This is a genomic window from Nocardia sp. NPDC050408 (genome assembly GCF_044458905.1).
Lineage (GTDB): Bacteria > Actinomycetota > Actinomycetes > Mycobacteriales > Mycobacteriaceae > Nocardia.
Window position 1 is genome coordinate 67,428 of the sequence record NZ_JBITIL010000025.1, and the last position, 22,826, is coordinate 90,253.

Annotated in this window: 18 protein-coding genes; 10 read left to right on the forward strand and 8 right to left on the reverse strand. The window is 66.2% G+C overall.

The genetic code is table 11. The features are described from left to right. Positions 1 to 73: 73 nt before the first annotated feature. The 5 genes from ACIBJI_RS38495 to ACIBJI_RS38515 all read left to right on the forward strand — a co-directional run bounded on the left by ACIBJI_RS38495 (position 74) and on the right by ACIBJI_RS38515 (position 6,690). Positions 74 to 1,831, forward strand: coding sequence for a cation acetate symporter (locus tag ACIBJI_RS38495; protein WP_364353168.1), 1,758 nt, complete (start codon positions 74 to 76; stop codon positions 1,829 to 1,831). A gap of 139 nt (positions 1,832 to 1,970) precedes the next feature. Next, complete coding sequence (locus tag ACIBJI_RS38500; protein ID WP_364353171.1) at positions 1,971 to 2,333, forward strand: DUF485 domain-containing protein; 363 nt, start codon at positions 1,971 to 1,973, stop codon at positions 2,331 to 2,333. Further along, on the forward strand, positions 2,330 to 3,967 hold the full coding sequence (locus tag ACIBJI_RS38505; RefSeq protein WP_364353174.1) for a cation acetate symporter: 1,638 nt from the start codon (positions 2,330 to 2,332) through the stop codon (positions 3,965 to 3,967). Before ACIBJI_RS38500 ends, ACIBJI_RS38505 begins: the two co-directional genes overlap by 4 nt. 53 nt (positions 3,968 to 4,020) lie before the next feature. Further along, on the forward strand, positions 4,021 to 5,949 hold the full coding sequence (gene acs, locus ACIBJI_RS38510) for an acetate--CoA ligase (RefSeq protein ID WP_397088023.1): 1,929 nt from the start codon (positions 4,021 to 4,023) through the stop codon (positions 5,947 to 5,949). Between the two features lie 285 nt (positions 5,950 to 6,234). Next, entirely contained in the window at positions 6,235 to 6,690 is a 456-nt protein-coding gene (locus ACIBJI_RS38515; protein WP_364353180.1) for a Rieske (2Fe-2S) protein, read from the forward strand. 55 nt (positions 6,691 to 6,745) lie between these two features. On the opposite strand, the gene ACIBJI_RS38520 is transcribed toward ACIBJI_RS38515, so the two are convergent. Continuing rightward, the gene (locus ACIBJI_RS38520; RefSeq protein ID WP_357474891.1) at positions 6,746 to 7,213 is read right to left on the reverse strand and encodes a VOC family protein; all 468 of its coding nucleotides are present in this window, start codon (positions 7,211 to 7,213) and stop codon (positions 6,746 to 6,748) included. 92 nt (positions 7,214 to 7,305) lie between these two features. Continuing rightward, a complete protein-coding gene (locus tag ACIBJI_RS38525; protein ID WP_364353183.1) occupies positions 7,306 to 8,259 on the reverse strand; it encodes a hypothetical protein in 954 nt (317 codons plus the stop codon). A 77-nt stretch (positions 8,260 to 8,336) separates the two neighbouring features. On the opposite strand from ACIBJI_RS38525, the gene lspA reads away from it, so the two are divergent. The 3 genes from lspA (at position 8,337) to ACIBJI_RS38540 (ending at position 10,681) form a co-directional block, all read left to right on the forward strand. Further along, the gene (gene lspA, locus ACIBJI_RS38530) at positions 8,337 to 9,038 is read left to right on the forward strand and encodes a signal peptidase II (RefSeq protein WP_364353359.1); all 702 of its coding nucleotides are present in this window, start codon (positions 8,337 to 8,339) and stop codon (positions 9,036 to 9,038) included. 64 nt (positions 9,039 to 9,102) lie between these two features. Then, positions 9,103 to 10,029 (forward strand): RluA family pseudouridine synthase, encoded by a 927-nt coding sequence (locus ACIBJI_RS38535; protein WP_364353186.1) that lies wholly within the window; start codon positions 9,103 to 9,105, stop codon positions 10,027 to 10,029. Continuing rightward, positions 10,022 to 10,681: a hypothetical protein gene (locus tag ACIBJI_RS38540; RefSeq protein WP_364353189.1), complete on the forward strand. Its 660-nt coding sequence runs from the start codon at positions 10,022 to 10,024 to the stop codon at positions 10,679 to 10,681. The genes ACIBJI_RS38535 and ACIBJI_RS38540 overlap by 8 nt, the downstream gene beginning before the upstream one ends. A 49-nt stretch (positions 10,682 to 10,730) precedes the next feature. Here the strand turns inward: ACIBJI_RS38540 and ACIBJI_RS38545 are convergent, their stop codons facing one another. Together ACIBJI_RS38545 and ACIBJI_RS38550 are read right to left on the reverse strand one after the other, a co-directional pair. Then, positions 10,731 to 11,549: a PhzF family phenazine biosynthesis protein gene (locus ACIBJI_RS38545; protein WP_364353192.1), complete on the reverse strand. Its 819-nt coding sequence runs from the start codon at positions 11,547 to 11,549 to the stop codon at positions 10,731 to 10,733. A 79-nt stretch (positions 11,550 to 11,628) separates the two neighbouring features. After that, the gene (locus tag ACIBJI_RS38550; RefSeq protein WP_364353195.1) at positions 11,629 to 14,052 is read right to left on the reverse strand and encodes an HAD-IC family P-type ATPase; all 2,424 of its coding nucleotides are present in this window, start codon (positions 14,050 to 14,052) and stop codon (positions 11,629 to 11,631) included. On the opposite strand from ACIBJI_RS38550, the gene rarD reads away from it, so the two are divergent. Continuing rightward, positions 14,051 to 15,019, forward strand: a complete 969-nt coding sequence (gene rarD, locus ACIBJI_RS38555; RefSeq protein WP_397088026.1) for an EamA family transporter RarD — start codon at positions 14,051 to 14,053, stop codon at positions 15,017 to 15,019. The two genes, ACIBJI_RS38550 and rarD, sit on opposite strands and share 2 nt — an antisense overlap. On the opposite strand, the gene ACIBJI_RS38560 is transcribed toward rarD, so the two are convergent. From ACIBJI_RS38560 to ACIBJI_RS38570, 3 genes are all read right to left on the reverse strand, one after another. Beyond that, positions 15,013 to 18,264 (reverse strand): arabinosyltransferase domain-containing protein, encoded by a 3,252-nt coding sequence (locus tag ACIBJI_RS38560; RefSeq protein ID WP_396959323.1) that lies wholly within the window; start codon positions 18,262 to 18,264, stop codon positions 15,013 to 15,015. The genes rarD and ACIBJI_RS38560 overlap by 7 nt on opposite strands. Before the next feature lie 167 nt (positions 18,265 to 18,431). Continuing rightward, positions 18,432 to 18,935, reverse strand: a complete 504-nt coding sequence (locus ACIBJI_RS38565) for a hypothetical protein (protein WP_364353204.1) — start codon at positions 18,933 to 18,935, stop codon at positions 18,432 to 18,434. A 96-nt stretch (positions 18,936 to 19,031) separates the two neighbouring features. Continuing rightward, positions 19,032 to 20,546, reverse strand: a complete 1,515-nt coding sequence (locus tag ACIBJI_RS38570) for a DNA polymerase IV (protein ID WP_364353362.1) — start codon at positions 20,544 to 20,546, stop codon at positions 19,032 to 19,034. 304 nt (positions 20,547 to 20,850) lie between these two features. Here ACIBJI_RS38570 and ACIBJI_RS38575 point away from each other — a divergent pair, with 304 nt between their 5' ends. Continuing rightward, on the forward strand, positions 20,851 to 21,726 hold the full coding sequence (locus tag ACIBJI_RS38575; protein WP_364353207.1) for a UTP--glucose-1-phosphate uridylyltransferase: 876 nt from the start codon (positions 20,851 to 20,853) through the stop codon (positions 21,724 to 21,726). Positions 21,727 to 21,856: 130 nt separating this feature from the next. Here ACIBJI_RS38575 and ACIBJI_RS38580 read toward each other — a convergent pair whose 3' ends face one another. Then, positions 21,857 to 22,417: an NlpC/P60 family protein gene (locus ACIBJI_RS38580; protein WP_364353210.1), complete on the reverse strand. Its 561-nt coding sequence runs from the start codon at positions 22,415 to 22,417 to the stop codon at positions 21,857 to 21,859. Positions 22,418 to 22,826 lie beyond the last annotated feature (409 nt).

A 22,826-nucleotide genomic window follows, 5' to 3' on the forward strand; every position in this document is an offset into this window, starting at 1 on the left:
GGGGTCGTGCCGCATCACGGCCCGCCGCCCGCCAGCACTGCCGACCGGATGCCGGAACGGATCGGGGCATGGCGTGAACACGGCGACGGCCCCAGCGCTCACGGTGCTCGCACTACTGTTCGCCGCCCTCACCACGGTAGCGATCGGCGTCTACGGTGTTCGGTTGGCGCGCACCACCTCCGACTTCCTCGTCGCCTCACGCAGCGTCGGGCCGCGCTGGAATGCGGCCGCCATCTCCGGCGAATACCTCTCGGCCGCTTCATTTCTCGGTGTCGCGGGACTGATCGCGAAATACGGCGCGGACGCGCTCTGGTATCCGGTCGGGTTCACCGCCGGATATCTCGGTCTACTGCTGTTCGTGGCGGCACCACTGCGCCGATCGGGCGCGTACACGGTGCCCGATTTCGCGGAGTTCCGGCTCGGCTCGCTTCGGCTGCGCAGACTGGCAGCGGTCGTGGTGGTGCTGGTCTGCGGTGTATATCTCATTCCGCAGTTCCAGGGCGCCGGGCTCACGCTGCACATCCTGCTGAATGTGCCGAAATGGGTCGGCGCGGTAGCGGTGGGCGCGATCATCATCGCGAATGTAGCCGGTGGCGGCATGCGATCGATCACGCTGGTACAGGCCTTCCAGTACTGGCTGAAACTGACCGCCGTGGCAATCCCGGCGCTGGTGCTGCTCGGACATTTTCTGGCCGAGGATCGCGAACTCGGCACACCCGCTCCCCCGGTGGTCACCGAACGCACCACGGTTGATGTCAGCACCGGCGTGGTGGTGCGGGTCGGCGCGCCGCAACAGGTTTCGATCACCGGGACGCTCGACGATCGCAAGGTGGACGGCCCGGCCCTACTCACACCCGGCACACACGAACTGGCGGCGGGCACCGAACTGACCCTGGAGGCGGGCTCGGCCGTGCCGGTGGTGGCCGGAGCGCCGACGGACGGTGCGGCCTGGCTGGCGCCCGGCGGCGGATTCGGCGGCACCCATCCCACCTACCAGGTGTATTCGCTGATCATCGCCACTTTCCTGGGCACGATGGGGCTTCCGCACGTGCTGGTGCGGTTCTATACGAATCCCGATGGTCGCGCGGCGCGCACCACCGCACTCGCGGTGATCGGCCTGGTCGGGGTGTTCTACCTCTTCCCCATTCTGCTGGGGGTTTTCGCGCGGCTGTACGTGCCGCAATTGCTTATCACCGGAACCTCCGACGCCGCAGTCGTGCTGCTGCCCGGATCAGTGCTGGCTGGCCTGCCGGGACAACTGCTGGCGGCACTTGCCGCGGCAGGTGCGATCGCGGCGTTCCTTTCCACCTCGTCCGGACTGCTGGTCAGCATCGCGGGTGTGCTCAGTACGGATATGCTGCGCGGCCGGATTCGCGATTTTCGGGCCGCCGCCGTATTCGCCGGTGCTGTGCCCCTTGGTGTTTCGATCATGGTGGTGTCGCTGGATCTGTCCCGCACGGTCGCGCTCGCCTTTTCGGTGGCTGCCTCGACGCTGTGTCCGCTGCTGGTGCTCGGCATCTGGTGGCGTGGTCTGACGGCCAAGGGCGCGGCCACCGGACTGATCGCGGGCGGTCTGGCGGCGGGCGGCGCGACGGCGGTTTCGGTGACCGGCGGCATCTCCGACGAACTCGCGAACGGCTGGCTCGCTGCTGTTCTCGGCTATCCGGCGGCGCTCAGCGTACCGCTGGCATTCGCGTCGATGATCCTGGTCAGCGTGCTGACGCGGGGGCAGAATGCCCGCACGGTGGGACGCATCTTCGTCCGGATGCACGCACCAGAGCGGCTCGGCATGGGCGCGGACCGCGAGCGTGCCATCGGGCTGAGCCGCTGACCGTTCGTCGCGGCCAGCCGACCGTTCACCGCACAAACCAACGCCTTCACAGAGTGATCCACGCCACATCGTGAATCCCGCACGAGCGTCCCTTTATGGTCGGCGGGTAGTAAGCCACGTCACACGCTAGGACCCTGCGATGACCAGTATCGACCTCGACAAAGATGGCACGCCTCCGCGGCGCACGCCGACCGCGGAGGATTTCACCGCCGTCCAGTCGAGTCCCCAGTTCCAGGAATTGCGAAGCCGGTTGCGCCGCTTCATCTTTCCGATGACCGCACTGTTCCTGGTCTGGTACCTGAGCTTTGTGCTGCTCGGCGCCTACGCGCACGACTTCATGGCCACCCAGGTCATCGGCGATATCAACCTCGGCCTGCTACTCGGCCTCGGGCAATTCGTCTCGACGTTCGTAATCACCTGGCTGTATGTCCGGTTCGCCAATAAGGAACTGGATCCGCGCGCCGCGTCGATCCGCAACTATCTCGAGGGAGACCAGGCGTGAGGACGCAATATCTGTCGGCCGCGGAAACGGTCGGCAATCCCGCCGCGAATATCGCCATTTTCGGCCTGTTCGTGGCGATCACGATGGTCGTGGTGATCCGGGCCAGCCGCAATAACCGCACCGCCGCCGACTACTTCACCGGCGGTCGCGGCTTCTCCGGCCCGCAGAACGGCATCGCCATCGCGGGCGATTACCTTTCCGCCGCAAGCTTTCTCGGCATCGCGGGCGCCATCGCGGTATACGGCTACGACGGGTTCCTGTACTCGATCGGCTTCCTGGTGGCCTGGTTGGTCGCACTCCTGCTGGTCGCCGAAATGCTCAGGAACACCGGCAAATTCACCATGGCTGATGTGCTGAGCTTCCGACTGAAGGAAGGGCCGGTCCGCACCGCCGCCGCACTGACCACGCTCGCGGTTTCGCTGTTCTATCTGCTGGCGCAGATGGCGGGCGCGGGCGGTCTGGTCGCGCTGCTGCTCGATATCTCGGATAAGACCGGACAGAGCATCGTCATTGCCGTCGTCGGTGTGCTGATGATCGTGTACGTCCTGGTCGGCGGCATGAAGGGCACCACATGGGTGCAGATCATCAAGGCGGTGCTGCTCATTACCGGCGCGGCGCTGATGACGGTAATGGTATTCGCCAAATTCGGCTTCAACTTCTCCGACATCCTCGGCTCGGCACAGGACGCGGTGCACGGCTCGAAGACCAAGGGCGTGGCCGCCCGTGACGTGCTCGCCCCCGGTGCCCAATACGGTGGCAGCGCGACCTCCAAGCTGAACTTTGTCTCCCTCGGCCTGGCGCTGGTGCTCGGCACCGCGGGTCTACCGCATGTGCTCATGCGCTTCTACACCGTGCCGACCGCGAAAGAGGCACGGCGCTCGGTGGTTTGGGCGATCGGCCTGATCGGCGCGTTCTACCTGTTCACCCTGGTGCTCGGTTACGGTGCGGCCGCGATAGTCGGACCGGATCGCATTCTCGCCGCGGCGGGCGGGCAGAATTCGGCGGCGCCGCTACTTGCCTTCGAACTCGGCGGCGTAATCCTGCTCGGCATTATCTCCGCGGTCGCCTTCGCCACCATCCTCGCGGTCGTCGCGGGCTTGACCATCACCGCATCGGCGTCGTTCGCGCACGATATCTACGCGAGCGTGATCAAGAAGGGGCAGGTCGACGAGAACAAGCAGGTCAGGGTTTCCCGGATCACCGCGGTGGTGATCGGTGCGCTGGCCATCGGCCTCGGCATCCTGGCCAACGGTCAGAACATCGCCTTCCTGGTGGCGCTGGCCTTCGCGGTCGCGGCGGCGGCGAATCTGCCGACCATCGTGTTCTCGCTGTTCTGGAAGCGGTTCAACACCACCGGTGCCCTGTTCAGCATGTACGGCGGCCTGATCTCGACGATTGTGCTGATCGTGTTCTCACCCGCGGTATCCGGGACGAAGACCTCGATGATTCCGGGTTCGGATTTTGATTGGTTCCCGCTATCGAATCCCGGAATCGTTTCCATCCCACTGGCTTTCGCACTCGGCGTGGTCGGCACCTTCCTCGGCGGGCGCAAGCCGGAGGATCCGGCGAAACAGGCCGAGATGGAGGTTCGCTCGCTCACCGGTGTCGGCGCGGAAAAGGCGATCGTGCACTGACCGCATCCGAGGTGAGCCTGCCGCCCTTGTTGTTTCGAGAGGATTGATCGACGTTGACCAGTGCAACCACCGACCCGACCACCTACCCGCCGGATGCGGCATTCGCCGCGAGCGCCAATGCCGATGCGGCACTGTACGATCGCGCCGCCGCCGATCGGCTGGATTTCTGGGCCGAACAGGCTCGGCGGTTGCACTGGCATCAGCCGTGGACGCAGATCCTCGACTGGAGCGACGCGCCCCTCGCGAAATGGTTCGTCGACGGCAAACTCAATGTCGCCTACAACTGCGTGGACCGGCACGTACTCGACGGGTTCGGCGATCAGGTGGCCATCCACTGGGAGGGCGAACCGGGTGACTCTCGCGATATCACCTACGCCGAGCTGCTCGCCGAAGTATCCCGGGCGGCAAACTATTTCACCGAGCTCGGGCTGCGGACCGGCGATCGAGTCGCCATCTATATGCCGATGGTGCCGGAGGCGATCGTCGCCATGCTGACCTGCGCCCGGCTCGGGCTCACCCATTCGGTGGTATTCGCCGGATTCTCGCCGACCGCCTTGCGCCAGCGGGTCGACGACGCCGGGGCCCGATTGGTGATCACCACCGACGGGCAGTGGCGGCGCGGAACCGCCGCACCCCTCAAGGCCGCTGTCGACGAGGCGCTGGCCGATGGCGAGCACACCGTTGAGCACGTACTCGTGGTGCGCCGCACCAACATCGAGGTGCCGTGGACCGATCGCCGCGATCTGTGGTGGCACGACACCGTCACCGACGCCTCCCCGGATCACGAGGCGCAGACCTTCGACGCCGAACATCCGCTGTTCATCCTCTACACCTCCGGCACCACCGGAAAACCCAAGGGCATCCTGCACACTAGCGGCGGATATCTCACCCAGGCCGCCTACACCCACCACAACGTCTTCGATCACCGAGCGGGACAGGACGTCTACTGGTGCACAGCCGATATCGGCTGGGTCACCGGCCACAGCTATATCGTCTACGGTCCGCTCGCCAATCGCGCGACCCAGGTCGTCTACGAGGGCACCCCCAACTCCCCCGATGAGCACCGGCATTTCGAGATCATCGAAAAGTATGGCGTCACCATCTATTACACCGCCCCCACTCTGGTGCGGACCTTCATGAAGTGGGGTCGCGAGATTCCGGATGCGCACGACCTGACCTCGCTGCGGCTGCTCGGCAGCGTCGGCGAACCGATCAATCCGGAAGCGTGGCGCTGGTACCGAGACATATTGGGCGGCAATAGAACTCCGATTGTGGACACCTGGTGGCAGACCGAGACCGGTGCCATCATGATCTCCCCGCTGCCCGGTGTGACGGCGGCCAAACCGGGCGCGGCCATGACCCCGCTACCCGGTATCTCCGCCAAGATCGTCGACGATGACGGGGCCGAACTCGAGCACGGCCGCTCCGGACTGTTGGTGCTGGACCAGCCGTGGCCCTCGATGCTGCGCGGTATCTGGGGTGATATGGACCGGTTCCGCGAGACCTACTGGGACCGATTCGCCGACCGCGGTTGGTACTTCGCCGGTGACGGCGCCAAACTCGACGACGATGGCGACCTCTGGGTGCTCGGCCGCGTCGACGACGTCATGAATGTCTCCGGTCACCGGATCTCCACCGCCGAGGTCGAATCCGCGCTCGTCGGACATGCGTCGATCGCGGAGGCCGCGGTGGTCGGCGCGAACGATGCGACCACCGGACAAGCCATCGTCGCCTTCGTCATTCTCACCGCGGGCGCGCACGATTCCGGCGATGCGCTGATCGGTGAGCTGAAAGCCGCTGTCTCCCGGGAGATCAGCCCGATTGCCCGACCGAGGGAGATTCATATCGTCCCGGAACTTCCGAAAACCCGTAGCGGCAAGATCATGCGCCGCCTGCTCCGCGATATCGCAGAGGGTCGAGAACTCGGCGATACGTCGACCCTCGTCGATCCGAAGGTCTTCGAGGCCATCGCCCGCGGATAGGCGCCGCCCCCCAGCGGCGGACCCGGCCACCACGTCGATGAGGGGGACCGGGTCCGCCGCTCCACGTCAGAGCGCCGGACCGCTACTGCGGATGTCGGCGTTGAACCGCTCGCCGGGTCTGCCACGTAGACAGATCGAACCGCGGCGCTGGCCTCGGGCCGGATGCGGCGGTCATCGTCAACGGCGAAACGGTAACGGTGAACAAGGCATCTGACCGACCTCTGGCTCACCTCAGCGCTGTGGTTCTTCCAGCACAACGGCATCGCCTTCTGATCGGAGTCCGATATGAACAACGATGATCTCGTCCTCGACCGCCGCCGCGTCGTGGTCGCGGGAGCAGGTGCGGCAGCCGCCGTGGCCGCCCTCACCGCATGCACCACCTACGGCAAGAACGACGCACCCGCGGCCGCACCCCCCAAGGCCGCCGCCGGATCGACCGGACCGAATGTCGCCGTCGGACAGCCGAATGCCATCGCCTCGACCTCCGAGGTGCCGATCGGCGGCGGTGTGATCAAGGGCGATGTGGTGGTGACCCAGCCGAATGCCGGATCCTTCGTCGGCCTGTCCTCGACCTGCACACATGCCGGTTGCAAGGTCGCGACGGTCTCCGGCGGCACCATCAACTGTGCCTGCCACGGCAGCAAATTCGGTCTCGACGGCTCGATCGTCAACGGCCCGGCTACCCAGCCGCTCGCCCCGAAATCCGTTCACGTCGAGGGTGACTCGATCATCCTGGGATAACCAGCGCACTACCCGCCGCGCGGCACACCGGCCGCGCGGCCTACCCCACGAACGCTCAGGCCCCGCCGAACAATTCGGCCATCCGCCGGTCCATCTCATCCGGCGGCACATCCTCGACGTGCGTGGCTACGGTCCACCGGTGGCCCCACGGATCCTCGAACGCACCACTGCGATCGCCGTAGAACTGGGTGGTCATTGGGGTGAGTTCCTTGGCGCCCGCGGCCAGGGCGGCGCTGAAGGCGGCATCGGCGTCCTCGACATAGACGTAGAGGTTGACCGGCGTGCCGCCAACCGTCTTCGGGTCGAGGAAATCCATATCCGGAGCCGGATCGCCGACCATGATGAGCGAATTACCGAAGGTGAGTTCGCAGTGCGCGATCTTGCCGTCCGGTCCGGGCATGCGCATCCGCTCCGATGCGCCGAAAATATTCTTGTAGAAGTCGATGGCGGCAGCGGCTCCATCGATTGCCAATCCCGGCGAGACCACCGGATAACCCTCGGGGATCGGTTTCACATCGGACATGAGTTACCTCCGATCGAGGCGTTTGTCGGACAGGTGCGAGCCTATTCCTCACCCGGGCACGACATGCCTGATCGGCGCAAACCGCTACGGAGTCATTCGTTCCAGGTGACCTGCGTATTGATCGTCTGCTGCAGCAAGCTCGCGCTGCGCGGATCGCGGTAGGCCTGATGTCCGCCGACAGTGATCGAGCCCGCGACCGGCAGCGGCAGACCGAGATCGACGGTGATCGTGCCCGAGCCCTGCATGACGTAGTCCTTGATATCGAGGGTGCCCGCATTATTGGGCAGCGGCCACACCTGCGACTTCGGTTTCTGGGTCACCTCGAGTTCGATGGTCAGCCGGTCGCCTTCGCGTTTGGTCAGTGTTGCGGTGGTCACCTGATCCAGTGCGACACCGCCGTCGACCTCCTGACGCACCGTCCACACCGCACCCTCACCGACCGGTTGGTCGGGAAAGGCGATCGAGCGGTATACCGCCTGGTAGAAGGCCTGTTCCAAGGCGGCGCGGGCGGTATTGGAGGTGTCCGGTGCCGGGGCCAGCCGCAGCGCGGTGATCGCGCCGAGTTCGCTCATATCGAATCCGGCGTGCGAACCGTCGGCGGCGGTGAGCGCCTTGGCCAGCGACGGGTCCGGGCTGGAGATGGTGCCGAGAGTCAGCTCGACACCGTCACTATCGGTCTGCGCCGTCATCGGAATCGTCAGCGCGGGCGAGGAGAAATCACTCGGCGGCTGATCATTGATCTGCTGCTCGATGTGATGGTCGGTGCGCAGCGTCACCTGCTGCACCGTGCCCGCCGGATAGCCGGGACGCAGCAGCGACCGCGGCTCCTCCCCCGCAGAGACGACGGTGGCGACCGCCGCCGAAATCGGCACGGTCACTTCCTTGCCGATGCCGACCGGCTCGGTGCTGTCGGACTCGACGCGCGAATCGGCACCGTCACTGCAGCCGACACCGAACGCGGACAATCCGACCGCGAGCACCATCAGCAGCACACCCGAGCGCGCGATTCGGGGTACGTAGGGCGAAGACAACACCGTCACGAGCATCAGAGTACGACCGCTTCCTGAGTGTCAGCTGGGACATGCAGGTGACCGCGTGCGTAGCGCGAATCGTTACTCGAGAGATGATGGTCGGCGTGAGTGACGACCGGCCGCCCGAGGACAACTCCGTCGATAACGCGGTACCCCCCAGCGACGACGCAGAAATTCCGACCCCGACCGCCGAACCGGGGAAGCCCGCCGCACCGCTGCGGCTACGCACGCTGCTGATCATCGCCGCGGTATTGCTCGGCCTGGACCTGCTCACCAAGACCATTGTCGTGGCCGAGCTGACCCCGGGCGATCCGGTGCCGATCATCGGCGATTTCGCGCGGTTGTCACTGGTACGCAACCCGGGCGCGGCCTTCTCGATGGCCACGGGCATGACCTGGCTGCTGACCCTGGTCGCCGCGGCCGTGGTGATCGGCGTGATCCGGATCGGGCGCACGCTGCGCTCGCTGTGGTGGGCGATCGGGCTCGGCATGGTGCTCGGCGGTGCGCTCGGTAATCTGGTCGACCGGTTGTTCCGTGCGCCCGGACCGCTACAGGGACATGTGGTGGACTTCATCGCCGTCGGCTGGTGGCCGGTATTCAATCTGGCCGACTCCTCGATCGTGTGCGGTGCGATCCTGCTGGTGGTGCTGACGGTCTTCGGCTTCGAACCCGATGGCACACGCGCCGGACACGGTCACACCGAAGAGACCGCCGCCGAAACCACCACGGAGCCGGACGAGCCATCCGGCAACGACGCCAACGGTGCGGCCAACAGCAAGGGAAATGCGGCGTGAGCGAGCGAACCATGTCACAGCGGGCTTCGATCATGCCGGAACCGAGCGCCAGCGAGGTGCAGGCATGAGGGAAACCCGAAGCATGCCGGTACCCGACGGACTCGACGGCATGCGCGTGGACGCCGGACTGTCCCGACTGCTCGGGCTGTCCCGCACCGCCGTCGCCGCGCTGGCCGAGGAGGGTTCGGTGCAACTCGACGGCGTCGCCGCGGGCAAATCCGATCGGCTGGTGGCGGGGGCCTGGCTGGAGGTCGCATTCCCGGAACCGAAGCGGGAACTCACCATCGAGCCCGAGCCGGTCGAGGGTATGAAGATCCTCTACGCCGACGATGACATCGTCGCGGTCGACAAGCCGGTCGGCGTCGCGGCGCACACCGGCGTCGGTTGGACCGGGCCGACGGTGGTCGGCGGACTGGCCGCGGCGGGCTATCGCATCTCGACCTCGGGCGCGCATGAGCGGCAGGGCATTGTGCACCGCCTCGATGTCGGCACTTCCGGAGTCATGGTCGTCGCACAGTCCGAACACGCGTACACCGTGATGAAGCGGGCATTCAAGCAGCGCACCATCGATAAGCGCTATCACGCACTGGTACAGGGACATCCGGATCCGAGCAGCGGCACCATCGATGCGCCGATCGGCCGGGCCCGCGGCGATGCCTGGAAGTTCGCGGTCACCGCGGACGGACGCCCGAGCATTACCCACTACGACACCGTCGAGGCGTTCCAGGCGGCCAGCCTGCTCGATATTCATCTGGAAACCGGGCGCACCCACCAGATCCGGGTGCATTTCTCCGCGATCCGCCATCCCTGCTGTGGTGATCTCACCTATGGTGCGGATCCGCGACTGGCGGAGCGGCTGGGGCTGGAGCGGCAGTGGCTGCATGCGCGTTCGCTGGGGTTCAACCATCCGGCCGATGGCCGGTATATGGAGATCACCAGCGAGTATCCGGCTGACCTGAAGAACGCCCTCGACGTGTTGCGCAATGCCTGAAACATTGCGCCGCATTGCCATCGCCGTCGCAGCCGTCGGTTTCGCGGTGCTGATCGTGGTGCTCGGCGTACTCGATCCCCCACGACCGACCGGCATTTCGACCGACCGGCTCGGCCCGGAACGGGGCGAGCACGTCGCGGATTATGTTGCGCGGGCACAGGATTCGCTGTCCGGTTCGGATACCGAGGAGCACTGGGCGCTGGTCTCCTTCACCGAACCCCTTACCCCCGACCAGATTCCGGCACACAGTGGCGGCCTGCGTATTGCCGCGGCAAGCCACCATGTGTCGATCCCGCGGGTGAACACCCCGATCGTCACGGTGCAACTGCCTGCGGGAAATGCGGTAGCGGTGGCGTCCGCCGACAATGCCGCCTGGCAACTGCTGGCACAGCACGCGGCCGGCGAACGCACCGACCGCATCAATGCGGTGTCGGCGGCTCGGCTGCGCGCCGGGTGCGCATGCACCGTCGGTCTCGTAGTCCGCGGATCGCTGCCCGAACTCCGAAATCTGGCGGCCCAGAACGGAATCCGCGCCGTACACGCCCTACCCGCCGATGCGGTCGCGACCAGTTTCGCCATTGTTCCGTTACTGCCGGAGTACGAGGACATCGCACTGCCCGGTACCGATGACGGCCCCCTCCCGGATCAGTAACCGTCAGCGAGGCCGTGGTCCCGGCGCGCAGCATTCCGCGCCGGACTGGTCAATCCGGCAGTGCCACAACACCATCCAGGTACCGCCTGCAGCGGCCGATGAGCAGCACCCGATCGCCCGCGAGTTCACAGCGCAGCCTGCCACCGCGCCGGGACAGCTGGCGGGCGCTGAGTTCGGTCCGGCCGAATTCGCGGCTCCACAGCGGAACCAGCTGTGCGTGCGCCGATCCGGTGACCGGATCCTCGGCCACACCGAGGTCCGGACCGAAGACCCGAGAGACGAAGTCCACGGTATCGCCCGGCGCGGTGATCACCGCATCGAAGGCCAGCGGTGGGAAGGCCGCGAAATTCGGCCGCGCCTCGCGCACTTCGCGTTCGGAACCCACCACGACCACCTCGTCGAATCCGGAGAAGGCGCGCACCGCACGGACGCCGAGCGCATCCACCAGCGCCGGATCGGGCGTGACCTCCTCGGATTCCAGCGCGGGTAGGTCGAGTACGTATTCGTCGTCATCGGTGCGGTCGACGTGTAGCCAGCCGCTGCGAGTGAAGAAGCTCACCCGGTCCTCGCCGGGATGGATGTCCTCGAGAATCTGCGCGGCCGTCGCCATGGTGGCGTGGCCGCACATATCGACCTCCTTGGTCGGGGTGAACCAGCGCAGGTGCACAGCGGGCCACTCTCCGGGGGGATCACCCGCCTCGACTGGTAATTGCGAGGTATAGAAGGCGGTCTCGGCGAGGTTGTTCTCCTCGGCCAGATGTTGCAACAGCTCGTCCGACAACCATGCCGACAGCGGCATGACCGCGGCCGGGTTGCCCGAGAACGGTGCGTCGGCGAACGCGTCGATCTGGTGCAGCAAAACCTCCATAGTCGAGAAGGTACTCCAACCCTGAATGATCGCTTCGCACAAGGTATCTCGCGGCGCGGCGGGTCAGCCGTCCAGTTGTTCAGGCGCCCCCGCCCGGTGAACTCGGGAGTAGCGTGTGCTTGTCCCCCTGAACTGCGGCGGCGATCCACCAGGCGGCTTCGACGAGCACGATGCCGACCGCGCCGCAGATGAACGCCGCGGTGGTGAGCTCGATATTCGAGGGGTCGAGTTTGAAGAAATGCCTGGTGAACGGGATTGTGAACAACAGCACATAGGCGAGGACCGAGGCGCCGATGAGCACCACCTTCCACCACACATACGGCCTGGCCACGATGGCCAGCACCCACACCGCGATCATGATCAGGGTGATCAGCGCGGTGGTGCCCGCCTGCTCCTTCTGCTCGAAGGTGGCATGCGGACCCGCATAGGCGATCAGATACGCGACAAAGGTGGCGACGCCGATCACCACACCGGAGGGAATCGCCAAACGCATGACGCGCGAGACGAATCCGGAGCGGGCGCGTTCGTTGTTCGGAGCCAGCGAGAGGATGAAGGCCGGAATCCCGATGGTGAACCAGGCCGCGATCGTGACATGCCTCGGCAGGAACGGATATCCGATCGGATCGTAGTCGAAGATCTGCGAACCGACTCCGGCGATGCCGACCAGGAAGGCGAGCAGCACTGAGTACACGGTCTTGGTGAGAAACAGATTCGAGACCCGCTCGATATTGCCGATCACCCGGCGCCCCTCGCCGACCACATACGGCAGTGTGGCGAATTTGTTGTCCAACAACACGATCTGGGCTACCGCGCGGGTGGCCGGACTGCCCGACCCCATAGCCACACCGATATCGGAATCCTTCAGCGCCAGTACATCGTTCACACCGTCACCGGTCATGGCGACGGTGTGGCCACGAGATTGCAAGGCGCTCACCATGGCTCGCTTCTGGTCCGGGCGCACCCGACCGAAGGTGGTCTCGCGCTCGAGCACATCGGCGAGTGCGGCACGGTCCTCGGGCAACTCGCGAGCGTCGACCGCGTGATCGCCGCCACGCAGATCCAGTGACGATGCCACCGCGCCGACCGACACGGCGTTGTCGCCGGAGATCACCTTGATCGAAACCTGCTGGCTGGCAAAGTAATCGAGGGTTTCGCGGGCATCGGGGCGCACCTTCTGCTCGAGCACGACCAGGGCCGCGGGGTCGACAGCGCCCGGTGCGTCGGCGGCGTCGACCGGACGGTCACTGCGAGCGAGCAGCAGAATGCGCAGGCCCGAGGAACCGAGTTCCTCTGCGACACGGGCATCTTCGGACCTCGGGTCGAGCAGCACATCGGGCGCGCCGAGCAGCCAGTCGCCGTGCTCGCCGTAGGAGAACCCGCTCCACTTCTTCGCCGAGGAGAACGGTGCGACCGCGGTGTGGTGCCAATTCGGCTTATCGGCGAGCTCCTCCCCGATGGCCTGCACGCTCGCATTCGGGCGCGGATCGTCGGCGGCCATGGCGGCCAGAGCCTGTCGGACCTCGGCGTCGTCGAATGTGCCGAGCGTCTTGATATCCGACAGGCGCATTCCGTTCTCGGTGAGCGTGCCGGTCTTATCCGCGCACACCACATCGACGCGGGCCAGCCCCTCGATAGCGGGCAATTCCTGCACCAGACATTTGCGCCTGCCGAGTCGCACCACGCCGACCGCGAAGGCGACCGAGGTCATCAGGACAAGGCCCTCGGGCACCATCGGCACCAGCGCCGCGACCATGCCGGTGACCGCCGGCCGCCAGGACTCCTTACTGGAGAACAACTGGTTGTAGATACTCAGCAGCCCCGCCGGGATCAACAGATAGGTGATGACCTTGAGGATGGTGTCGATACCGCTGCGCAATTCGGACTTGACCAGCGTGAACTTACTCGCCTCTTCGGCCAGCGTGGCAGCGTAGGCGTCCCGGCCGACCTTCGTCGCACGGTAGGCGCCGGAACCCGAGACGACGTAACTGCCCGACATCACCGACGCGCCGATCTGCTTATCCACCGGATCGGCCTCACCGGTGAGCAGGGATTCGTCGACCTCGAGCAGTGCGGACTCCTCGACCGTACCGTCGACGACGATCTGGTCGCCGGGTCCGAGCTCGATCAGATCGTCGAGGACGACCTCCTTCGGCGCCACCTCGAGCGACTGTCCGTCCCGGCGCACGGTCGGCTTGGCCTGGCTGACAATGGCCAACTGGTCCAGGGTGCGCTTGGCGCGGACCTCCTGAATGATGCCGACCGCGCTGTTGGCGATGATCAGCAGACCGAACATCCCGTCGATAATCGAGCCGGTCGCCAGCACCAGGATGAACAGCACACCGAGGATGGCATTGATCCGGGTGAAAACATTGGCACGGACGATGTCGCGTACGGATCGGCTCGCCCGGTCCGGCACATCATTGGTCAGCCCGTCGCGGCGACGTTGCTCGACCTCCGCCGCGGTCAGCCCGGTGACGGCCGTATGGGGCACGGTAATCGACATGACCGCCAGGCTACCGAGAACTACCGTCGGTAGCGTGCAGCGAAGCAGAGCGGTCCCGGGTGTGGTGTTCGGTACAGGCGCATTTCTGATCTGGGGGCTGTTTCCGGCGTACTTCGGGTTGCTGGCCTTCGCCAATCCGGCCGAAGTGGTAGCGCAGCGGATTCTGTGGACGTTGGTGCTGGTGCTCATCGTGCTGGCGATAACCGGGCAGCTCGGTGGACTGCGCGGTATCGCCCCACGGACCTGGCGGATGGCAGCGGTGGCCATCGCGGCGCTATCGATCAACTGGGGCGTGTACGTCTACGGCGTCACCTCCGGACATGTGGTGGAGTGTGCGCTGGGGTATTTCATCAATCCGCTGGTGACGGTGGCATTCGGCGTGCTGATCTTCCGTGAGCGATTGGCCAGGGCGCAATGGGCGGCGCTGGGGCTGGGTGCGGTGGCGGTCGCCGTGCTCACCGTCGACTACGGCAGACCGCCGCTCATCGCGCTGGCACTGGCCTGTTCATTCGCCACCTATGGGCTGGTGAAAAAGGTGATTCCGTTGGACGCGCTGCACGGAATCGCGGCCGAAGGTCTGGTCGCCGCACCGTTCGCGCTGGCCTTCGTCATCGTATTCGCGATGACCGGGCGCAGCGAATTCGCCAGCGGCATCACACATTCCGGACTGATGATCTCGACCGGTCCGGTCACCCTGCTGCCGCTGTTGCTGTTCGCCGTTGCCGCGCAACGGGTTCCGCTCTCGACCATGGGACTGCTGCAATACCTCACGCCCGCGCTACAGATGGCCTGGGGCGTGGCCGTCGCGCATGAGCCGATGCCCGCGTCGCGGTGGGCCGGGTTCGCGCTCATCTGGGCGGCACTGGCGATTTTCACCGCCGACGCGCTGGTGCGTGGTCGGCGGCGGGTGCGGACCGCCCAGCCCGCACCGGCCAGTTCAGCCGACCGCCGCGGCGCCGGTCAGTAGGCGGTGTTGATGTGGCCCGGGGTCCACAGGCCGGAGTGGTCCTGCTGGGTGATTTCGGGTTCGGCGGGGTCGGCCTTGGGATCGATGCGGACCAGTTGTTGAAGTTCGCCCCAGTCTCGATGCCAGTCCTGGTCGAGGTAGGTGGCCAGGGTGCGCGGACGCAGCAGCATATTGGACCAGCCGAGCGGGCCGCCGCCGTCGTGGCTCTGCCACAGAGTGGTGATTTCCGCGCCAGGTCGGTCCGGCAGGATGCGGTAGGCCGGGACCTCGGCGATATTGTCGCGGTGATCGTAGGGCCGCTGGTTGGGGAATTGCAGGCCGACCATCCAGTCGGTGAGAACCGGAACCTGTGAGCCGACAACATCGTTCAGCGTTCTGGTCTGTGGTACCCGCGGCGGGGTGACGGCCAGCCACTGCTTGGGATTGCGGTCTCGGTCGACGGCGACGATGCGTATCACGTCCGCGCCGCTGGGGATTTCGCTGAACGGTACACGCAGGTTGCGCCACGACGGCGCCGGTCCGATATCGATTGGGGCGACCTTGCCCATGGGCTGCGCGGTCATCGCGGAATCGGTTGCACCGTATTCGATTTCGAGGGTCTGCCCCGGGGTGACGATGCCGTCGGCGTCGACCGAGCGGATCCGGCCCGCCGCGGTCAGCGCGATAATGCCATGACGATCACCGGATTCGGGAAGTCGATACCAGCCGGTGGTCAGATCGGCGGGCCCCGCATCTCCGGAGCCGTAGCTGCCCAGTACCGGCGTCGTCGCCGGGTTCAGTCCGAAAGGCAGTGCGGCGGAGGCGGTTCCGGCTGTGTTCTCCGAAGCCGACTTACTGCTCAAAGCATCGGCGATGCTGCCGGTCGGACTCGAATCGTCGTCGGGACGCAGATCGGCGGCCACGCCCGAACCGGTGAATCCGGTGCCGGAGCCCGACAGCGTGCTCACCGCATCGCCGGTCAGCGGCCGCAGCATGCCCGCATTCGGATCGGTCTCCACCAGCACATGACCGGCCAGACCCGCCGTCTTCCCGGTCAGTGCCTCGATATTCGAGCGCGCCAGCGAGAACGCCGGGCCCTGGGCCACGGCCGCCTTGGCGAAAGAGCCGACATCCCAGACCACGAGCAGCGCCAGCGCGATGGTCAGCGGCGGAAGTACCGACACTCGCCATGCGAGACGCGAAACCCGATGCGGGGTACCGGGCTCCGGCGCCCGCACATGCCACCACGCGGCCACGGCCAGCAGTACGGCGGCCGCGAGCAGGAACAATTTGTTGAGCTCGATACCAGCGATCACCGGCGGCTTGTCCCACCACGGAATGCCGTAAGACGAGACGTACCACCACTTATTGGGCCCGGAGAATACCAATGCGAGCAGAAATGCCACCACCGCGGCGAACAGCGCACGGTAGCGCGGCGCCCGCAAAACCCTTGGGGCCACGGCCATCGCGGTCACCATGGCGACAGCACCGGCGACGCCCGCGTAGACACCGAAGTGATGGGTCCACTTGGTCGGCGTGACCATGATCAGCAGCAGCGCGCCGACGGTGACACCGAGAATGCGCCGGGTCGGCCCCGCGGCCAGCACCGGAATCCGACCGCCCTTGCGCAGCAGCACGATGACACACACGATGAGCCCCGCGAGCATCACGAGCACACCGATCCGGCGGCCGACGGAGCCGTCCGTCTCGCCCTGGAAGAGGTACTGATAGCGCAGATATTCATTGAACCACTCGACATCCGGGCCGACGATGTGGTGGATCCGCTTCATCTCGAACATCGCCGCCAACGGCTGGTCGGCGAACATGATCGCCAGCACCACGATACCGGCGGCCAGCAGCGGTGCGAGCAGCACGGCGTAGCCGACCACTCGGGAACGCAACGATCCCCGAGTCCCGGTGCGGTCCATGATGATTCGCGCGACCGGTCGCAATCCCGCCAGTAGCGCCGCGATACAGATCACACCCGACGGCCCGGCCGTGCAGGCAAAGGCCGCAACCAGGATCGCGAATCCGGCGGGCAACAACCGCCGCGTGGCAATGGCACGCTCGACCAGACACCAGGTGAGCAGTAGTCCCAGCGCAACCGGCGGTTCCGGACGCAGTCCGTTGTCATAGGCGAGCCAGATGGTCAGGAAACCGAGTGCACCGCTGCACATCGCGACCCGGTTGCGACGCACCGCGACACCGAGCCGCGGCGCCACCTCGCGGCTGAGCAGCAGCCACATCAACACACCGCAGCACAGCGCGGGCAGCCGCACCCACGGACTGGCGATGCCGACCTGCGTCATGATCCGGATCAGGTCGTAATACGGTGTGCCGACCGGATTTTCGGGCACCCCGAAGTAGGCGAAGTAGTTGGCCATATAACCCGCGACACCCGACGCACGGGCCATACCGAACTGATAGCCGTCATCGGAGGTGGTCGACCCGATGAAGTGCCAGACCACCATGGTGCCCAGCACCACCACGTCGAGCAGGGTGAATGTCCACCAGCGCTGCGGCAGGAAGCGGCGCACCCGCCGACCGTCCAGCCGATCGAGCCGATACAGCGCGACGAGCGCGACAATCGTGCACAGCACCGCGAGCCAGATCGCCGCGCGTTTCACCGGCGTGGGCGTCGAGGAGAACCTGGTATCGAGTTCGGCGGTGACGCGCGCACCATCGGCCGCGGCCAGATCGCTGAAGATGCCCACCATCTGCGGTCGGTAGTCGCCATTGAGCACCACCGGGAATCCGGGCGCTTCGAATCCGACCAAGGTGGCGGTCGCGCTGGTGCTATCGGCGTGCACGGTGAGTTCACAGCCCGGAACCAATTCGGTCACCGGCACACTGAGCAATGCCTGATTGCGCAGCACCACATCCAGCCGCGCCGGAGTGTCGGCTCCAGCCTGCACTCGGGCGACGAATCCGTAGCGCTCGAGATCCGGCGCGTGATCGGGTCCGGTCGCCACAAGGGTGCCGCCCTTGGCGCTGAGCTGGTTGATCGCCGTGCATGGCAGGGTGGCGTCGAAAGTCAGTGGCGCATAGGAGATCAGCGGCGCCTCGATGCTGCGCGCCGACCCTGCCTGTGGCCAGGTCAGCGTCGCCGCGTCCACCCGGACCGGCAGCAGCGGCACCGCCACCGCGAACAGTGCGCCCAGCAGACCCGCGATCAGCGCGATCGGCCCGGCCCAACCCCAGCGCGTCTTCGATTGTGCCGTCCCGAGTTCGGATTCCTCGACGGACGGCTGCCCCGCCCACACCATCGTGTCAGCCACGGGGCCTGATCCTAACGGTAACTATTTCAAACGAAAGTTCTTGCCGGCGTGCGGCATTGATTCTCAGCATGTACACAGCTGTCGCGGCCGACACCGGGCCGGCCGCGACAGCTGACCCTTTCGAGCGACCTGCAAGCAGTCGCTACGGAGGGAACTCAGCCGCAGGCCGCCGACTGCTGGCCGAGGTTGGTCAGCATGGTGCAGGCCCAGGCCTTCTGGATCTTCCACTTGCCGTCCTCCGCGACGAACGGCACATCGATAATGTTCTCCTGGCCGTTGAGCAGTACCTTGGCCTTGGCATTGACGCTGTCGCCGAAGCCGGTCACATCGGTGACCGTGATAGTGACATTGGCGCCCTTGGCGGCCTCGGCCAGCCGGTTCGGCAGTTCCGGATCGGCCTCGGCGCCCTGCACGCCGTCGAGCTTCTCCGAATTGGGCACCGACGGATCCAGCGCACGCTGCAGCTGCGTGTTCAGTTCCGCGACGGAGGGGACCGGCGGCAGATTGGTGTTCGAGCTCGCGCTGGCCGAGGCCTTGGCGCTGGTACTTGTCTTCGCGGCCGGCTTGCTGTCTTTGTCATCGCTGCAGGCGGTCATGCCGAGTGCGGCGACGACGGCCAGGCCGGCGATGGCGATGCGTCCAGTCTTACGAAGCTTCAACTGCTCGTCCTTTACGTTCGAGTAGGTACATGTCGTTCCACCAACGGCAGCCGTCACCCGAATCGGCGACGCTGCACGAATGACCCAGGCTACCTGTCAGCGGAGACTGCCGAGCGGATCCGCCCGGGACAGACTGATGTCGTCGGCGGCAAAGGTACGCGCCGGACCGGGCCCTGTCGAGCTGGTCTCGAACCGAACAGTAACCACACCGAGCCCGGCGCCCTGCACCCACCCGTGCCCGAATTCGGGGTGCGTGACATCGAGTCCGCGATACCACAGCGTCGCGCTGCGCATCGGCGAATCGCCCTGAGCTGCACCGACGCTCGACTGCGTAGTCCCGGGGACCGGGAAGGTCGCGGTCTCTGCCAGCTCGACGCCGAGCGGCCCGACCGACGCACGCGCGCCGAGCTCTGTCGCACCGTCCTCGGCTGCCGATGGCCCCCGCTGAGTATCCCAACTATCGGAGTGCGGCGCGTCGCCCTCCCAGCTGCCCGCATCCTCGACCGGGGCCTGATCGAGCTCTGGGAACAACGACTCCTGCCGAACGGTCGACAGCCCGCCGTAACCCACCCCGACCAGCCGAATCGGCCCGAGTTCGGCCGGATCAATGGCCGAGCGCTGCGCCGCCGTCGTCAACGTGGCCAGCTCGGTCGTCGCGTACGGCAGGGTGAACGACCTGGTCACGATGCTCATATCGGACTTCTTCAGCTTCAGCACCACAGTGCGTGCGGCCCGGCCGTCCTTTTCCAGCCGACGGTGCGCGGCCGCTGCCATGGTCTCGATCGCCGGACGTAGCTGGGCCATCGTGACGATATCGGTCTCATAGGTGTTCTCAGCGCTGATCTGTTTGGCCTCGGCCCGTTCGGCGACCTGCCGGTCGTCGATGCCGCGGGCCAGCCGGTGCAGTGCCGCGCCGACGCTGCCGCCGAGGATGGACACCGCCTCCGATTCCGGCAGCGCCGCGAAGGCGCCGACTGTCTCGATACCGAGCGAACGCAAGCGGCCCTCGGCCACCGGACCGATCCCCCACAGCTTGCGCACCGGCAGCCCGGCCAGCAGTTGCTGCTGCTCATCCGGCGAAACCACCCGTACCCCATCGGGTTTGGCCATACCGGAGGCGATCTTGGCCAGCTGCTTACCGGTACCCGCACCGACCGAGGCGACCAACCCGGTCCGCTCCCGCACCAGCGCGCGCAGCTGCTCACCGAATTCGCGCACCTGCTCGACGGTCGCGCCCACCAACTCGGCCGGCTCACCGAACGCCTCGTCGAACGACAGTGTCTCCAGCACCGGGATGCGGCTGCGCAGTGCGTCGAACACCCGCGCACTGACCACGCTGTAGACAGCACCGCGCGGCGGCACCACCACCGCGGTCACCCCGACCAAGCGCCGCGCCTGATGCATCGGCATGGCCGAGCGCGCACCGAATACCCGCGCCTCATAGCTGGCGCCCGCGACCACACCGCGACCGCCGGTTCCGCCGACCAGCACCGGGCGCCCGCGCAGTGTGGGTCGGGTCAATTGTTCGACCGAAGCGAAGAAGGCATCCATATCGATATGCAGCACCCACCGCCGCGCCGTACGCACGGACGCGCCTCGCCCGGCGGCCATAGCGGTGTTGTCGGTGCTCACGCACCGGAATCTACGCCGCCGCACCGACAGGTCGGCCCACCGCGCAACCCGGCGTAAACCTGTGAATTCGGCAAGCAACCTGGGTTCCAGGTGGACGTCAGCCGAGTAGTTTCTGCGAGATTGCTACCGATCGGTGCGCCGCGACGACCGGGCGGGTGCGGCGCTCTGCCCTGCCCAACCATCCGTGACCAGGACCGATACCGATATGTTGCCGACTCGACATGCCCAACCCAAGCGTGGGGATCACCGGTTCGGACCCGCTCGGGTATGTGATGATCGGACCATGAAGATCCGCAAGGCCGTGATACCGGCCGCCGGAATCGGCTCCCGGCTGCTCCCGCTGACCAAGGCCATCCCCAAGGAGATGCTGCCGGTCGGCGATAAGCCGGTCATCGAGCACACCGTCCGGGAGCTGGTCGCATCCGGAATCACCGATATCACCATTGTGGTCAGCGGCGGAAAGTCCTTGATCCAGGACCATTTCCGCCCCAATCCAGCCCTGGTGGCCCAGCTCCGAGCCGACGGCAAGGACGCGTTCGCCGATGCGGTGGAGGAGGTCGGCGAGCTGTCCCGGCTCGGGCACATCACCTACCTCGATCAGCACGGGCCCTACGGCAACGGCACCCCGGTGCTCAATGCCGCCCGCAATCTCGGCGACGAGCCGATGCTGGTGCTGTGGCCCGACGACGTCTTCGTCGCCGGGGTACCGCGCGCCCAGCAGCTGATCGACGCCTACGAGGCGACCGGCGCGCCGGTGCTCGCGCTGATGCCGATGGATCCGTCCGAATCCAAGCGCTACGGCGTCCCGGTCGTCGCGGACGACCAGGGCAACGGCCTGCTGCGCATCACCGGGCTGCGGGAAAAGCCCAAGCCCGAGGACGCACCGTCGAACTATGCCGCGATCGGTGGCTATGTCGTCACCCCCGGCATCATCTGCGAACTGCGCAGGCAGACCGAGCAGTGGTACGAACATCGCACCGGCGAGGTGTACCTCACCGATGCGATCAATGTGCACGCCGCCGACAACCCGGTCTTCGGCCAGGTCATCCAGGGCCGCTGGTACGACACCGGCAATCCCGCCGACTATCTGGTGGCCCAATTCGCCTCGGCTCTGGCGCATCCCCAGTACGGACCACTACTGCGCCAGCTCGTCGACTGATATCGGGCTCGCCTCGCGCAGGGCGACGATCACGACCTTGTCGTCGGGCCAGCACTGGAACACGCCCTCACGTTCCGCATCGTTGCTCTACGGGCGAGCGCGATGGTCGTGGGAACGTAGCCGATCCGAATCAGAAGCGACGAATGGTGTAGATGTCGAAATCGCGCAGCGGATGCAGACCAACCGGAACGCCCCAGTCGTGCGCGTCCAGGACCTGCCCGGAGCCCGCGTAGATGCCGACATGCGAGGCGTCGTCATTCAGGATTACGACATCACCCAGCGACAGGGCCGGGAACGGAACCGTGGCACCGACCTTGGCCTGCTCCCAGGTAGTGCGCGGTAGTTTCACCCCGACCTGACGGAATGCCCACTGGACCAGACCCGAGCAATCCCAGGCGAACGGGCCGGTGGCGCCCCATTCGTAGGGTTTGCCGATCTGAGTGTAGGCCGCGGTCAGTGCGCCGAGTCCGGCGACACTCGGCAGCGGCAGGGCAGCGGAACCGCTGGAACTACCGGAACTACCGGAGCCGGAACTACCGGAACTACCGGAACTACCGGAGCCGGAACTACCCGAACCGGAGCCGCTTCCGGTATCACCACGCACCGGTCCAGCGAGGACGAGCGCCATGACAGTCGATACCAGAAACCCAACAGCTATCCGCCGCAATGCCCTTTTGTGCGCGGTGATCATGTGCTCGTCCCTTCCGTCGACCCGGTCAACGCGCGGTACCGGCCTCGCCGTCAGGGAAGGGGATCCGCACGCCACAGACCTGCGCCACCTACGTATTCACGTGTGGCGCAAGGTATTTCAGGTAGAGCAGTTCAAGTACGAACATTCACTGCGGTCACAGAAGTCGATCTGCACACCAGCAGCAACATGCAGATTGTGCCGGGCATTGTGCGATCACGACAACGAATCAGCTAATTCCCAGCATGTGATCTACATCACACCAGAGAAGATCATGGACGCGGGCCGGGGGGGGGGGGGGGGGGCCCCCCCCCCCCCCCCCCCCGCCCCGCCCCGCCCCCGAAGAACAAAGCGCGCGAGAACCCCCCACCCCCCCCCCAAAAGGCGGCCGCCCCCCCCCCCGCACCCCCAA

What these genes read in the sequence shown, in the direction of transcription:
- lspA (WP_364353359.1), top strand. Translation starts at nt 8,337, where the DNA reads ATGATGGTCGGCGTGAGTGACGACCGGCCGCCCGAGGACAACTCCGTC.
- ACIBJI_RS38535 (WP_364353186.1), top strand. Translation starts at nt 9,103, where the DNA reads ATGAGGGAAACCCGAAGCATGCCGGTACCCGACGGACTCGACGGCATG.
- ACIBJI_RS38520 (WP_357474891.1), bottom strand. Translation starts at nt 7,213, where the DNA reads ATGTCCGATGTGAAACCGATCCCCGAGGGTTATCCGGTGGTCTCGCCG.
- ACIBJI_RS38525 (WP_364353183.1), bottom strand. Translation starts at nt 8,259, where the DNA reads ATGCTCGTGACGGTGTTGTCTTCGCCCTACGTACCCCGAATCGCGCGC.
- ACIBJI_RS38580 (WP_364353210.1), bottom strand. Translation starts at nt 22,417, where the DNA reads ATGATCACCGCGCACAAAAGGGCATTGCGGCGGATAGCTGTTGGGTTT.
- rarD (WP_397088026.1), top strand. Translation starts at nt 14,051, where the DNA reads ATGACCGCCAGGCTACCGAGAACTACCGTCGGTAGCGTGCAGCGAAGC.
- ACIBJI_RS38500 (WP_364353171.1), top strand. Translation starts at nt 1,971, where the DNA reads ATGACCAGTATCGACCTCGACAAAGATGGCACGCCTCCGCGGCGCACG.
- ACIBJI_RS38515 (WP_364353180.1), top strand. Translation starts at nt 6,235, where the DNA reads ATGAACAACGATGATCTCGTCCTCGACCGCCGCCGCGTCGTGGTCGCG.
- ACIBJI_RS38550 (WP_364353195.1), bottom strand. Translation starts at nt 14,052, where the DNA reads ATGTCGATTACCGTGCCCCATACGGCCGTCACCGGGCTGACCGCGGCG.
- ACIBJI_RS38560 (WP_396959323.1), bottom strand. Translation starts at nt 18,264, where the DNA reads ATGGTGTGGGCGGGGCAGCCGTCCGTCGAGGAATCCGAACTCGGGACG.
- ACIBJI_RS38545 (WP_364353192.1), bottom strand. Translation starts at nt 11,549, where the DNA reads ATGGAGGTTTTGCTGCACCAGATCGACGCGTTCGCCGACGCACCGTTC.
- ACIBJI_RS38575 (WP_364353207.1), top strand. Translation starts at nt 20,851, where the DNA reads ATGAAGATCCGCAAGGCCGTGATACCGGCCGCCGGAATCGGCTCCCGG.
- ACIBJI_RS38540 (WP_364353189.1), top strand. Translation starts at nt 10,022, where the DNA reads ATGCCTGAAACATTGCGCCGCATTGCCATCGCCGTCGCAGCCGTCGGT.
- ACIBJI_RS38570 (WP_364353362.1), bottom strand. Translation starts at nt 20,546, where the DNA reads ATGGCCGCCGGGCGAGGCGCGTCCGTGCGTACGGCGCGGCGGTGGGTG.